Annotated in this window: 14 protein-coding genes; 1 reads left to right on the top strand and 13 read right to left on the bottom strand. The window is 35.9% G+C overall.

What is annotated here, in order from left to right; all coding sequences use genetic code 11:
* Positions 1 to 148 precede the first annotated feature (148 nt).
* The 7 genes from ccsB to MKX53_RS07235 all read right to left on the bottom strand — a co-directional run bounded on the left by ccsB (position 149) and on the right by MKX53_RS07235 (position 6,839).
* Complete coding sequence (gene ccsB / locus MKX53_RS07265; protein WP_093534809.1) at positions 149 to 1,333, bottom strand: c-type cytochrome biogenesis protein CcsB; 1,185 nt, start codon at positions 1,331 to 1,333, stop codon at positions 149 to 151.
* A 4-nt stretch (positions 1,334 to 1,337) separates the two neighbouring features.
* A complete protein-coding gene (resB, locus tag MKX53_RS07260) occupies positions 1,338 to 2,996 on the bottom strand; it encodes a cytochrome c biogenesis protein ResB (protein ID WP_093534811.1) in 1,659 nt (552 codons plus the stop codon).
* 14 nt (positions 2,997 to 3,010) lie between these two features.
* A complete protein-coding gene (resA, locus tag MKX53_RS07255) occupies positions 3,011 to 3,547 on the bottom strand; it encodes a thiol-disulfide oxidoreductase ResA (protein ID WP_245762618.1) in 537 nt (178 codons plus the stop codon).
* Between the two features lie 99 nt (positions 3,548 to 3,646).
* Positions 3,647 to 4,381, bottom strand: coding sequence for a pseudouridine synthase (locus MKX53_RS07250; RefSeq protein ID WP_340910255.1), 735 nt, complete (start codon positions 4,379 to 4,381; stop codon positions 3,647 to 3,649).
* Between the two features lie 106 nt (positions 4,382 to 4,487).
* Positions 4,488 to 5,447 carry a D-alanyl-D-alanine carboxypeptidase family protein gene (locus MKX53_RS07245; protein WP_340910251.1) on the bottom strand — a complete coding sequence of 320 codons (960 nt, stop codon included), beginning with the start codon at positions 5,445 to 5,447 and terminating at the stop codon, positions 4,488 to 4,490.
* 53 nt (positions 5,448 to 5,500) lie between these two features.
* A complete protein-coding gene (scpB, locus tag MKX53_RS07240) occupies positions 5,501 to 6,067 on the bottom strand; it encodes an SMC-Scp complex subunit ScpB (protein ID WP_340913281.1) in 567 nt (188 codons plus the stop codon).
* Positions 6,060 to 6,839 (bottom strand): segregation/condensation protein A, encoded by a 780-nt coding sequence (locus MKX53_RS07235; RefSeq protein WP_093534819.1) that lies wholly within the window; start codon positions 6,837 to 6,839, stop codon positions 6,060 to 6,062. Before MKX53_RS07235 ends, scpB begins: the two co-directional genes overlap by 8 nt.
* A gap of 54 nt (positions 6,840 to 6,893) precedes the next feature.
* On the opposite strand from MKX53_RS07235, the gene MKX53_RS07230 reads away from it, so the two are divergent.
* Positions 6,894 to 7,397, top strand: coding sequence for a DUF309 domain-containing protein (locus MKX53_RS07230; protein WP_340910248.1), 504 nt, complete (start codon positions 6,894 to 6,896; stop codon positions 7,395 to 7,397).
* A gap of 9 nt (positions 7,398 to 7,406) precedes the next feature.
* Here MKX53_RS07230 and MKX53_RS07225 read toward each other — a convergent pair whose 3' ends face one another.
* The 6 genes from MKX53_RS07225 to MKX53_RS07200 all read right to left on the bottom strand — a co-directional run bounded on the left by MKX53_RS07225 (position 7,407) and on the right by MKX53_RS07200 (position 12,437).
* Positions 7,407 to 7,766, bottom strand: a complete 360-nt coding sequence (locus tag MKX53_RS07225) for a GNAT family N-acetyltransferase (RefSeq protein WP_340913279.1) — start codon at positions 7,764 to 7,766, stop codon at positions 7,407 to 7,409.
* A 266-nt stretch (positions 7,767 to 8,032) separates the two neighbouring features.
* Positions 8,033 to 9,349 carry a diaminopimelate decarboxylase gene (gene lysA, locus MKX53_RS07220; RefSeq protein WP_340910245.1) on the bottom strand — a complete coding sequence of 439 codons (1,317 nt, stop codon included), beginning with the start codon at positions 9,347 to 9,349 and terminating at the stop codon, positions 8,033 to 8,035.
* Positions 9,350 to 9,417: 68 nt separating this feature from the next.
* Entirely contained in the window at positions 9,418 to 10,836 is a 1,419-nt protein-coding gene (locus MKX53_RS07215) for a spore germination protein (protein WP_340913278.1), read from the bottom strand.
* 26 nt (positions 10,837 to 10,862) lie between these two features.
* On the bottom strand, positions 10,863 to 11,645 hold the full coding sequence (locus tag MKX53_RS07210) for a SigF/SigG family RNA polymerase sporulation sigma factor (RefSeq protein WP_340762065.1): 783 nt from the start codon (positions 11,643 to 11,645) through the stop codon (positions 10,863 to 10,865).
* Complete coding sequence (gene spoIIAB / locus MKX53_RS07205; RefSeq protein WP_093534829.1) at positions 11,645 to 12,091, bottom strand: anti-sigma F factor; 447 nt, start codon at positions 12,089 to 12,091, stop codon at positions 11,645 to 11,647. The genes MKX53_RS07210 and spoIIAB overlap by 1 nt, the downstream gene beginning before the upstream one ends.
* On the bottom strand, positions 12,081 to 12,437 hold the full coding sequence (locus MKX53_RS07200; protein ID WP_093534831.1) for an STAS domain-containing protein: 357 nt from the start codon (positions 12,435 to 12,437) through the stop codon (positions 12,081 to 12,083). The genes spoIIAB and MKX53_RS07200 overlap by 11 nt, the downstream gene beginning before the upstream one ends.
* Positions 12,438 to 12,641 lie beyond the last annotated feature (204 nt).

Below are 12,641 nucleotides of genomic sequence, written 5' to 3'. Positions count from 1 at the left end.
ACATCTACTTTACATTGTACAATTACTGTATCCAAAATGAAAGAAAAGCCCTTCCCCCCTTGTTATATAAAGAGTAAAGAGCTTTCCACAAGTACACACATTCTGTTTCGTTTCAGTCTAGTTAGCATTTATAAAAGCTTACACTTTTTTAAGCGTAGGAATGTAATCCTGCTAAAATTAGATTTACTGCAATCAAGTTAAACATAATTATGATGAATCCGATTAAAGCGATCCAGGCAGACTTCTTACCTTCCCAACCTTTTGATAAGCGAAGATGTAAGAACACTGCATAAAATAAGAAAGTGATAAGTGCCCATACTTCTTTTGGATCCCAGCCCCAGAAACGCGACCACGCTTCATGTGCCCATATCATAGCAAATATTAAGGCCCCAAGTGTAAACACAGGGAATCCAATTAATACGGAACGATACCCAATTTCATCCATCAATTGAGAATTAGACTTTTTCGTAAGTGGTTGTAATACAGTTGCAAGACGCTTACGTAATATTAAACGAAGTAATAAATAGATTACAGAACCGATTAGAATCGACCATACCACAGTAGTTAATTTTTTAGCATTTACTAGTGGTGGCATTTCAATAAGTGGATCTAATGCACCTTCTGTAATCGCTACTGACTCATTCATACCAAAAAGCGCTGGCATTGTATACTCAATATTATGCTCTGTTTCATCTTTACTTATATACGAGTACTCTGCACTGTAATCCGCAAGTGAAAATGACAGCGTGGAAACAACAAATCCTACAACAAGTACTAAAACATACATAACTGCCTCAATCCAAAAGCGTTCTTTGGATTTTTTTGTCAGGTCAATATTTTTCAACAAGTATATAAATCCTGCTACTGCACTTATTGCTAAAATTGCCTCACCCATTGCGGCAGTAATTACATGAATAGTCAGCCAGTAACTTTTCAAAGCTGGTATTAAAGGTGTAATTTCTGTTGGGAACATGCTTGCATAAGCAATGATTAACACGGCAATAGGTAAAGCAAACAATCCTAGAGCAGGTGTTTTATATATAAAGTATATAAGAATAAATGCTCCTACAACCATCATCCCAAATGCAGTAGTAAATTCAAATAGATTACTTACAGGAGCATGTCCTGCAGCAATCCATCTAGTGATAAAATAACCAATATTAGCGATAAATCCTAAAATGGTAACGGTAATCGCTAATTTTCCCCATCTATCAAAGGACTTGGTAGTTTGAGTATTTGAAGATTTTACTGCTCCTCCAAATAAAAACGTAGCAATAAGATATGCTACAAAAGCTATAAATAATAATGTACTACTTAAGGATGCCATATCCATTATGTTAAACTCCTTCCACTTTATCCACTTTTTCTTCTAAAGAATCTATATCTTGCTGATCTAGATATTTTGGAAGATGAGCTACATCTGTAACCTTGTCCAAATCTCTCTTAACACTCAACCAGTTTTTGTTTGTATGCGCGGCAATAACCGTTTGTCCATCTTCTAATAACTGAATCCAAATTCGACGGTGATTCCAGTACGCCCCTTGTGCTACACCAATCATGAAGATAAGGCCTCCAAGTGCAAGAAGTGGAAGTGTTAAATCCTTACGAACTGTTAAACCAGATACGTCTCTTGTCTCGACACTTTGGAATGCAATTTTATGTTGGTTTTCGCCTAAAGGTTCTACTGTCTCTTTAATCATGACAAAACTTGTTTCCCCTTTAGGAAATTCAGGGCTATACATTTTGATTAGAAATGCTGGGTTATTAGGAAGCGGTGATTGAGATTGCGGAACCCCTTCTTCAAATCCAGTAAAATCTGCATAATAGTCCATTACTTCAACTTTATAACCATCATTTAGTTCATAAATGGGTTGTGGATCAGCTAGATCGATTGTAAATTCTCCAAAAGATTGTTGTGTTTGTTTATCCTGTAACTGGAAAGTCATCGTTGCTAACTCATCCAATCGGAAGTCCATTTGGAACACCGAAAAGTTATCGAATTTAATTGGTTTATTTACTTGAATAGAAGCTTCTTTTTCAAATGTTAAATCCTCTGTATGACCTGCAACAGCGCCTTCAGGACCCTTATACAAAGCTACATCTGTTTGATAGTTCTTTGCAATTGTACCCACTCGATCAATCGCTTCACCATAAACTTCTTTGGATTCTTCTTTCGAGTATGTCTCATAAATAAATTCTTTACTCTCTAAAAAGTATCCATGGGTTTCAGGTACATAAAGTGTTTCTCCTTCACGTAACCACATCGTTTCATCCACATAGAAACCAGGAAGTGCACGTAGCATTACACCAAAAAGGAATATGATAAGTCCTAAATGGTTTACGTATGGCCCCCAACGTGAAAACCGTCCACGTTCAGCCAATATAGCATTACCTTCACGTTTCACATTGTACTTAAGCTCTTTAAGCTTTTCTTCTGCTTTAAGTAGAGACTCTTCTGAAACATCAGCTTTACCAATACCATAAACACGTTGTCGTTTTAAGAAACTGATATGCCTTTTTGTCTTTTGTTTTTTTAGAGATTTATATAGTGGTATGACTCTGTCTAAACTTGCGATAACTAAGGAAATCCCTAGCATACCTACCAATCCCTGGAACCACCAAGAGCTATATAAGTCCGATAAGCCAAGCTGATAATATAGCGTTCCAAATGTACCATAAATTCGCTCATAATATGCTGCTATATCCGTTTCATTTGTTGCAGGCACATAAAATACTTGTGGAAGTATCGTTCCAATCGCGGCTGCAACTAAAATAGCAACAATTATCCACATACCTACTTTTACACTGGAAAAGAAATTCCATACTTTATCAATTATCGTCTTATTATACGTTTGAGACCGTCTTGCAGATCCTTCATAGCGCATATCTACAATTTTTTTTTCTTTTGTCTCATCATTTAATGGACGACCACAGCTCTCACATAATTCTGTACCAGCTGGATTCACGTTTCCACATGTACAAACTATCTTGTCCATTTTTAAAGACTCCTTCATGAAGGTTTAATTTGATCCATAAAATTCGCAATATCTTCTTCAGTCATTTCGCCTTTTATAATTTTTTCAATTTTACCTTCGGGATTGACCAAAAATGTTGTTGGTAGTGGATCAATATTATATGATTCCATTACACTTTTATTGCGATCAATTGCTATAGGGAAAGTTAAACCATATCGATTTAAAAAGCTATTTACCTTAAGATCTGATTCACCAATATTGATGGCTAGTGTTTGAACACCTTTATCAGTAAATTCTGCGTATTGGTTGTCCATTGCTGGCATCTCTTTTGCACAAGGCTTACACCATGTACCCCAGAAATTCAAAAACACGCCTTGTCCTTTATAATCAGACAAACGTCTTTCCGTACCATCCATATCTACTAAAACAAAGTCCGGAGCTTTATCTCCTACTTGCAATACAGCATTTTTTTCTTTATTTAGGTTGGAGTATACGGTAAAAACTATAGCTACGACGAGTACTGCTAATATAGCCGTTCTCATATAAAATCTTTGCTTTTTAGATTGAGCCAATTTGCTAACCTCCATTTCCAAGCATAATCATGAATAATTATAACAAAATTTACAATTTAAAAGAGCCTTACTTATGAAGGCTTTGTGAACACTCAAAATTTATTTACCTATTTTTCCCGTCTCTGCTAACACTCTCATTTTCTTCACTTCATGATTAGTCAATTCTCTCCACTCGCCAGCATTTAAGCCATGAAGCCCTAAGAAACCAAATTGTTCTCTTTTTAGCTTTTGAACAGGAAAACCTATTGCATCGAACATTCTACGTACTTGACGGTTTTTCCCTTCATGTATAGTGATCTCTACAATTGATTTATCCGCTTTACGCTCAGAGGATAATAACTTAACTCTAGCAGGAGCTGTTTTCCCGTCTTCTAAAACGATTCCACGCTCTAATGGACGTAATTGTTCCTTCAAAGGTATCCCTTTTATACGAGCTACATATGTTTTATCTACTTTATATTTTGGATGTGTAAGCGCATATGAAAAATCGCCATCATTCGTTAAAAGTAGCACTCCTGACGTTTCATAGTCCAGTCTTCCAACAGGATACAAACGTTCTTTTACATTAGGTAATAAGTCCGTCACTGTTTTTCTGCCTTTATCATCTGATACTGCAGAAATCACTCCACGAGGTTTATAAAGTAGATAGTATACTTTTTGCTCTTTTTCTAATTTTACCCCTTCTACTTCCACTACATCATTGTCAGATACTTTTAACCCTTGTTCCGTGACTACTTTACCATTCACTTTCACTTTTCCTTGCGTAATCATTTCTTCTGCTTTTCTTCTTGATGCCACACCTGCATGTGCGAGCACTTTTTGTAATCTTTCCAACACATTCACCTCGTCCATTCTATCCAATTCATATGACTGAATTATGTCATACTTTGGGGGAAATTAAAAGAAGACAGTCTTTTATAATAACTGTCTTCTTTATAATTTATTTAATTTTCTTTACTTCAAATTTTAATGCGACCTCATTATTTATCGTAACATTCCAAAGATAAGGTTTTTTCTCTGAAGATTTACGTGGAATGATTAACACATTTTTGGCTTCCTCTTGTTCTTCTTTTTTTAGTAAAAGGAAATAATCTTTCTTAACTTCTATAACCTGTTTATCCAACAAGCGATACTTTCCTTTTTCTACAACTTTCACATTGTCATATGACTGAAAAACATTTGTCGCAAGAGAAGAGTGCGTATTCCAATCATTCGAATGGTTTAATGTTACAACGATCACTTTTTTTCCATCGTCTTCAAAATAAGTCACAAGTGTTCTCCCAGCTACTTTTGTATAACCTGTTTTTCCGGCAATAGCAAATTTATTGTAGTGTAATAATTTGTGCTTATTTCTCCATGAGACAGATTTTTCCTTTGGTTTATAAGTTTTAGCAGAAGCAATTTTTGTAAATGCTTCATTTTGCATTGCCAAGCGAAACATATTAGCCATATCTAATGCAGAAGCATAGTGTTCTTCATGATGAAGTCCTGAAGGATTAGTAAAATGAGAATTTTCTAACCCAGCCAACTGTATCTTTTCATTCATCAACTTAGTAAAACCATCTATTGAGCCACCTGTATGCTCAGCAAGCGCATAAGCTGCATCATTTCCTGAATGTAACAGCAATCCATACAATAAGGATTCCACCGTCCAAACCTCTCCTGCTTGTAGATATAGGGAGGATCCCTCTTGAGTTGCCGCAGCGTTGGAGATGGTTATCTCATCATCTAGCGGAACATTATCCAACACCGTTAAAGCAGTCCATACTTTAGTTAGACTCGCAATAGGTAGCTCTGCGTTAGCATTGCTCCCTTCTAATAATCTTCCCGTACTTGCATCAATAACAACATAAGAAGATGAAGCCTTTGCCTCATTCACATTCCACAAAAGAAACAGCAACAAAAATAATCCTAATTTTTTATAAATGAACCATACTCCTCATTCAATTATTTCTACCCTTCAAATGTCTCTTGAAATTTTGTCATAAACAAATCTGTGTCTTCCATTTCATCAACAGATAAGTCTTCTGGAAGCGGTGGAAGTGCTTTAATATCTTCTAATCCAAAGTACTGTAGAAATTCATTGGTCGTTCCATATAAAATAGCTCGACCCGTCCCATCTGCCCTACCTACCTCTTGTATAAGACCTTTAGCAGAAAGAGTATGAATTGGTCGCTCAGACTTAACTCCCCGAATTTCCTCCATTTCCACTCTTGTAATAGGTTGCTTATAAGCAATAATAGCTAGCACCTCAAGAGATGCCTGTGACAATGACTGCGGTGTAGGATTTTCTACTAGTTTTTGAATAATTTCTATATTTTGTTGTTTTGTTACTAACTGATAAGTTCCTGCTAATTGCTTTATCTCAATACCTCTACTGCTATTCACTTTGTATTCTTGCATCATTTCATGGAGTATTTCTTCAATTTCCCCTTCTTTGGAACTTGTTAAAAATGCTAATTGTTTTTTAGTTAGCCCATCCTCACCACTTACAAATAATAGGCTTTCTAAATTACTCATCAATTTCATCTTGGAATTCACTTTCGATATCTCCCTTTCGCAACTGTACAAACAAATCATCAAAATTACTTTTTTGCTCCACTGAAATAATCTGGCGTTTCATCAATTCCAGTAGGGACAAAAAAGTAGTGACAATCGTTTGTTTATCTCTAGTTGGAAACAAATCATAAAATGATAGTTTCCCTCCACCTTTTCTTAATACGTCAATGACATTTTTCATCTGAGCTTTAATGGATATATCTTGCTTACTTACTCTCGTATTAAGAGGTGCGTTTAGTTGTTTCCTACGTAACATTTTTTGAAAAGCACCAAGCATATCGTACACATTAGCGTCTAGTTCGAGTAATTCTATTTGTTTACTAGTTTGGTATTCACTTAAATCGGTTGGTGGTCTAGAATAATAGAGTGAACGGGTTTCCTCCATCTCATGCAAGTTTTCTGCCGCTTCTTTATACTTCTTATATTCTATTAATCTTTGTACGAGTTCATCCCTAGGATCTGCTAAATCCACATCGAAAGCATCGTCCATATCATCGTCTTGGTGAATCGGTAATAACATTTTACTTTTAATAGATAGTAAGGTTGCTGCCATTACTAAGTATTCACTGGCTTCATTGAGTTCTAGTACTCGCATGGCGTGAACATGATCCATATACTGTTCTGTGATTTCTGCCATTTTAATATCGTATATATCTATTTCCAAACGATTTATTAAATGTAATAATAAATCTAGAGGGCCTTCAAACGCATCTGTTTTTACTTCATAAGACATAAAACTCCACCTAATATCGATTTTTAACATTATTATAGAGGAAAGGTGATTGCATTGCACCCTACATTTCATACTAGTTTTGTGTCATTTCTAAAACATTTCAATGAAACCTTCGATTATTTTGAGTGTCATGAGTTATTGGAAGACTATTGGAAGGAAGTTTCCCCAAGACATAAAAAACACGCATTGACTGCTTTAATCTTGTTAGCAACTTCTATGTATCACTGGCGTCGCGGGAATTTTAGTGGAGCGATTAAAACGATGAAAACAAGTTTAAAAAGAATGGATGAAACAAAGAACTCTCCTTTCTTTGAGAACATCAACTACCAAAAGTTAACAGAAAATATGAATCTCGCACTTGAATTAATGACTAGTAGTCAAGACTTCCAAACATTCTACATTGAGGTAACCAATTCTTCTTTACAAACGTTAGTTAATAACCTCGATTTAGAAATGAACGATGATTTACATTTTCTTATTCATAAACATATGCTTCGAGATCGTTCTGAAATACTGGAGGAACGGGATAGAGAGAAAAAAAAGAGAGATGACTTATAAGGTTCCAAGTCATTCTCCTTCTTTTTTTGTTTGGCATTTAGTATAAAATGATTCAACATCCTCCGATGGCTTTATAGAAGTTGTTTGTAGGACAGTTGGCAGTTTTAGCAACATTTCTTTTCCAAGTCCTTCTCCACGATGGGAAGGACTGACAGAAATGTGTTGTATAACTGCTTCAGTATCTTCCATCCGCACCCCTATTAACCCTACTAAATCGTCCTCTTTTTTCCAAAGAAACAAATGCCATGATGGATTCGTCTCATACTCATGAATTGTTTCTAATAGTTTTTTTACATCTTTTTCGTGGGGCATAAAGGAAAGTAGTCCCATTGAAATTTTCTCAAATGTTTTTTTATAGCGAAGTAGCATCATTAAAACCCTCTTTTAATTTCATGGCTTGGTTAATAATTTATCGGCAAAATTATACGTTCAGATTCATAGATTCTATAAACGCATTATTTCACATTAAATTTAACAAAGTCCAGTTTGTTAAAATATCTGTTTTATAGTACCTTAATTTTATCGATTTTACAAATTAGCATTAGGAGCTATAAATAACCAATATATTAATCCCCATACAATTCCTACGATAAATATCATTAGAAACAGTATAACGTTTGCCTTTTTCATCTTGTTCACTCCTTCTCCATTGCAAGAGGAAGGTCAAGATGTATAAGATCTTCCAAAGTCTCTCTTCTTACAGCTAATTGATGTTTCCCATTTTCTACAAATACTACTGCAGGTCTCGTTAACCGATTATAATTACTTGCCATGGAGTAACCATAGGCACCTGTACAGAACATTGCCAGTATATCACCAGGCTCAGATACAGGCAACTGAATATTTTCGATTAATTTATCACCAGACTCACAACATTTTCCTGCAATTGTATAGTTTTTAGTCGCCGGGAGATCCATTTTATTTGCAATAACTGCATCATATTGTGCTCCATATAAAGCAGGTCTAATATTATCAGACATACCCCCATTAACCGCTAAATAATTCCGAACATCTGGTACTTCTTTCTCAGATCCAATTGTATATAATGTCGTCCCTGCATCCCCAACCAATGACCTGCCCGGTTCTATCCAGATTTCTGGCATTTTAAAGGAAGAATTGTGCACGAGTTCTTTTACGATTTGGATCATTTCATTCACATATACGGCAGGTTCAAGTGGAGCATCCTCTTCCGTATATTTTATACCGAAGCCACCACCTAGGTTTAAAACGCTACATAAGAAGCCATAGTCTGTATGCCATTCGATCATTTTAGTAATGAGCTTCTCTGCTGCCACTTTAAAGCCTATTGTTTCAAATATTTGTGAACCAATATGACAATGTAGACCAAGTAACTGGATATATTCATCTTGATACACATCCAGAAATGCTTGGTCTGCTTGTCCATTCAACAAGTCAAAGCCAAACTTAGAATCTTGCTGGCCTGTCGTAATATAATCATGTGTATGAGCTTCAACACCAGGCGTTACTCTAAGTAAAATTTTAACTTTTTGCTTGTGCGTTGCAGTAAGCATCTTTAATAATTCTATTTCGTAAAAATTATCGACAACTATACAACCAATATTATGCTCAAGCGCTAATAATAATTCTTCTTTGCTTTTATTATTTCCATGAAAATGAATTCGTTCCACTGGAAATCCCGCTTTAATCGCAGTAAATAATTCTCCTGCAGATACTACATCTAAAGATAAGTTTTCTTGCTTCATCACTTGGTACATTGCAACACTAGAAAATGCTTTGCTCGCATAGGCAACTTGTGCCGATATATGTTGATCTCGGAAGGTCTGTATAAATGCATGTGCTCGTTCTCTAATAAGAGATAAATCGTACACAAACAATGGTGTTCCATATGTTTTTGCAAGCTCTAAGCTATCTATTCCACCTATCATTAAGTGACCTTTTTCGTTTACAGCATGCTGTGAAACTAGCACCATTTAGTTCGCCTCTTTTCCCTATATCTATTAGAACTTTATCACAATAGATAAGGAAATGGCAATGCACATTATGACCGTTTACGATCAGGTGATCTTGTGATAAATGGTCTTTTAGCATCATTAGGCATAGGATATCGTATGATTAAGCGCAAAAATGCTTTTGGAAAAAAGGGCTGAAGTGGCCATAAATAAGGTACATTTAAAGGTTTTACAGAACTTATATACCAAAGCAGTGCTAGAGAAGCGACAAAAAATCCATTTGGTCCAAATAACGCTGTACTCAGCAGGATAATTGTCCTAAAGATTTTCGTTGTAATACTAAGCTCATATGAGGGAATAGAAAAAGTGAAGATCGCTGTTATAGCTGTATATAATATAACTTCTGGAACAAAAATGCCTACATCCACAGCCATTTGGCCAATGACTAATGCAGCTATAATACCCATTGCCGTTGATAATGGAGTTGGAGTATGAATAGCAGCCAGCCTTAGAAATTCTATCCCAATATCTGCAAATAATATCTGTAATAATAATGGTATATCAGTCATTTCTTTAGGTCCAATAAAATCAAGCGCCTTTGGTACAAACTCCGGATGAACCGATAGCAAGTACCAAAATGGTAATAGAAACAAGCTAAGCAGAAAACCTAAAAATCGAATCCATCTGACAACAGTCCCAATCGCTGGTGCTTGCCTGTACTCTTCCGCATGTTGGAGATGGTGAAACAGGGTCGTAGGTACTATCACAACGGATGGAGATGTATCTACTACTATTATTATATGTCCTTCTAGTAAATGTGCGGCAGCTATATCTGGCCTTTCTGTAAATCGCACAAAAGGCAAAGGATGGAACCCTTGTTTAAAAAGCCATTCTTCCAAGGCTTTATCTGTCATCGTAATTCCATCATGCTTGATTTGCTTGATTCGATCACGAATTTGCGTAAGATTATCTTCATTTGCAATATCTTTTATATAAGATATTGCAATATCTGTTTGACCTAATTCTGTAACTTGGTGTAACTCAAAGCGCAAATTAGTATCTCGAATCCTCCTTCTAATGAGCGCCGTATTTTGAACTATATTTTCTGTAAAACCATCCCTAGAGCCCCTGATAACCTTTTCATTGTCCGGTTCTTCAGGTGTTCTTCCGGGATAAGAGCGTACATCAATTGTATACACTGTCCCATTCGATAATATAAACGTTACTTGTCCACTTAACAGTGCAACTATCCATTTTTCCTTGGAGTCATATTGCGTTATAGAATAATAAGGAAAATAATGTTCCATAATCTCATTTTCACTTATAGTTTTATCTGCAATTTTCATTTGAGTGTTCGTCAATAATTGAGTAATTACCATGCCATCAATTAACCCATTAATATAGACGAGTAGAACTGGAAATTCATATAAATGGGTATGTAAACTTCCCACATCATAAGACTCATTAACTCCGAACTTTTCTTTTAAATAAGATTCGGCTTCATCCATACTATTAAACAAAGGTTTCGTTTCAATCACCTATCTTTTGCATTTGTATTCGTTTGACCCACAGGTACTAGCCAACTTTTTAACTGGGTTAATATTTTCTTTTCTAATCTGGATACTTGAACTTGAGAAATTCCCAACCGTTCCGCAATATCACTCTGTGTACAATCTAGGTAATAGCGTAAATAGATAATCATTTGCTCTCTTTTTTCTAACTTCTCAACTAGCTCTCGTAGAGGAATATGCTCGAACGGTTTCTCAGACCGCTCATCCTTCATCTGGTCCATTAACGTCAAAGCATCTCCACTATCGTTTTCATACAGTTGCTCCTGCAATGATGCTGGATCACGAAGAGCGTCGGTAGCCATCACTACTTCTTCTCTAGTTACCTCTAAAATATGTGCAAGCTCCAAAATAGTCGGTTGGCGCTCGAACGTTTTCAAAAAATCATCGGTTGCATGCCGAATTTTGAAGTTTAATTCTCGAATCGACCTACTAATTTTCACCATTCCGTCATCTCTTAAAAATCGCTGTATCTCTCCTATTATCATAGGAACCGCATACGTCGAAAACTTAACCTCGTAGGACAAATCAAACTTGTCCACGGATTTCATCAAGCCAATACAGCCAATTTGAAACAAGTCCTCTAGATCTGCTCCTCTGGAAGCAAAACGCTGTACAATAGACCATACAAGCCTTGTATTACCCTCAATCATTTGTTGCCTTGCTAGTTTATCACCAGTCTGTGATAGCGCTATGAGCTCTCGCATTTTTTCTTGAGTAAGTAAAGTAGACGGTTTTTTATTTATCATTAGACGATCCTGCATGATTCTTGAATTGGTACAAATTGCTTCGTGATCGTTACTGTTGTCCCCCTATCAGGAATGGAGTAAATCTCAACACCATCACTAAAGCTTTCCATAATCGTAAAGCCCATCCCTGAACGTTCTTGCTCAGGTTTTGTCGTAAATAATGGCTCACGAGCTTGATTGACATCACGAATTCCACGTCCATAATCTACAACCGAAACGACAATTTCTCTATCTATTCGTTGTGCATGCAGTTCAATTTTACCTACTCCGTCTTCTTCATAACCATGTACGATAGCATTTGTCACCGCTTCAGAAATAACCGTTTTAAATTCAGATAACTCCTCAATAGTCGGGTCAATCGTCGCGATAAAGCTAGACATAACCATTCTTGCTAAAGCCTCATTTTCACTTTTAGCGATAAAAGATAATGTGATCTCATTGTCCATAAACTATTCCCCCTAACTTAGACATTATTTCAATTTCGGATTCGCTATAAATATAAGGACTTAAACCTGCAAACTGAAAAATTTTACGCATAGTCGGAGATGGGTTAACAATAATCGTTTGTCCATCTATTGGAGCAAGCTCCCTCATTCTTCCTAAGATCAATCCTATTCCCGAGCTGTCCATAAAATGTAAATCTTTCAAATTCCAAACTAATACTTTAATAGACCCGTTTTTAATCATTGGAACTATCTCATTTCTAATGTCATTTGTACTGTGATGATCTAATTCACCTTTTAATCGAATAATAATTATTTCGTCTCCTACTTTTTCAACTTCATGAATCATAAAATCGCCTCCTTAGATAGCGCTATTCCACATGCTCCTTGATAATTCCTTGCGCGTGACAAAAGTAGAAGAAAACATCGGTTATTAGTCGATTTTCGACAGAGGATGGTCATATAAAGTATGGGAATATAAACATTTTTTTAATCAAAAAATAGGCATCTCACAAAAGTTTTTAAAAACTTTTAGTAAGATGCCTATTTAAAC

This window comes from Psychrobacillus sp. FSL K6-4615 (assembly GCF_038008225.1).
GTDB lineage: Bacteria > Bacillota > Bacilli > Bacillales_A > Planococcaceae > Psychrobacillus > Psychrobacillus psychrotolerans.
Note: the sequence above shows the minus strand (reverse complement) of the source record. Positions and strands in the feature narration are given on the sequence as shown.

Bases quoted from the DNA above. Each gene is read 5' to 3' on its own strand.
- scpB (WP_340913281.1), bottom strand. From the start codon at position 6,067: ATGAGTAATTTAGAAAGCCTATTATTTGTAAGTGGTGAGGATGGGCTA.
- MKX53_RS07235 (WP_093534819.1), bottom strand. From the start codon at position 6,839: ATGTCTTATGAAGTAAAAACAGATGCGTTTGAAGGCCCTCTAGATTTA.
- MKX53_RS07200 (WP_093534831.1), bottom strand. From the start codon at position 12,437: ATGATTCATGAAGTTGAAAAAGTAGGAGACGAAATAATTATTATTCGA.
- lysA (WP_340910245.1), bottom strand. From the start codon at position 9,349: ATGGTGCTAGTTTCACAGCATGCTGTAAACGAAAAAGGTCACTTAATG.
- MKX53_RS07225 (WP_340913279.1), bottom strand. From the start codon at position 7,766: ATGCTACTTCGCTATAAAAAAACATTTGAGAAAATTTCAATGGGACTA.
- MKX53_RS07215 (WP_340913278.1), bottom strand. From the start codon at position 10,836: ATGGATGAAGCCGAATCTTATTTAAAAGAAAAGTTCGGAGTTAATGAG.
- ccsB (WP_093534809.1), bottom strand. From the start codon at position 1,333: ATGGATATGGCATCCTTAAGTAGTACATTATTATTTATAGCTTTTGTA.
- resB (WP_093534811.1), bottom strand. From the start codon at position 2,996: ATGGACAAGATAGTTTGTACATGTGGAAACGTGAATCCAGCTGGTACA.
- spoIIAB (WP_093534829.1), bottom strand. From the start codon at position 12,091: ATGGACAATGAGATCACATTATCTTTTATCGCTAAAAGTGAAAATGAG.
- MKX53_RS07210 (WP_340762065.1), bottom strand. From the start codon at position 11,645: ATGATAAATAAAAAACCGTCTACTTTACTTACTCAAGAAAAAATGCGA.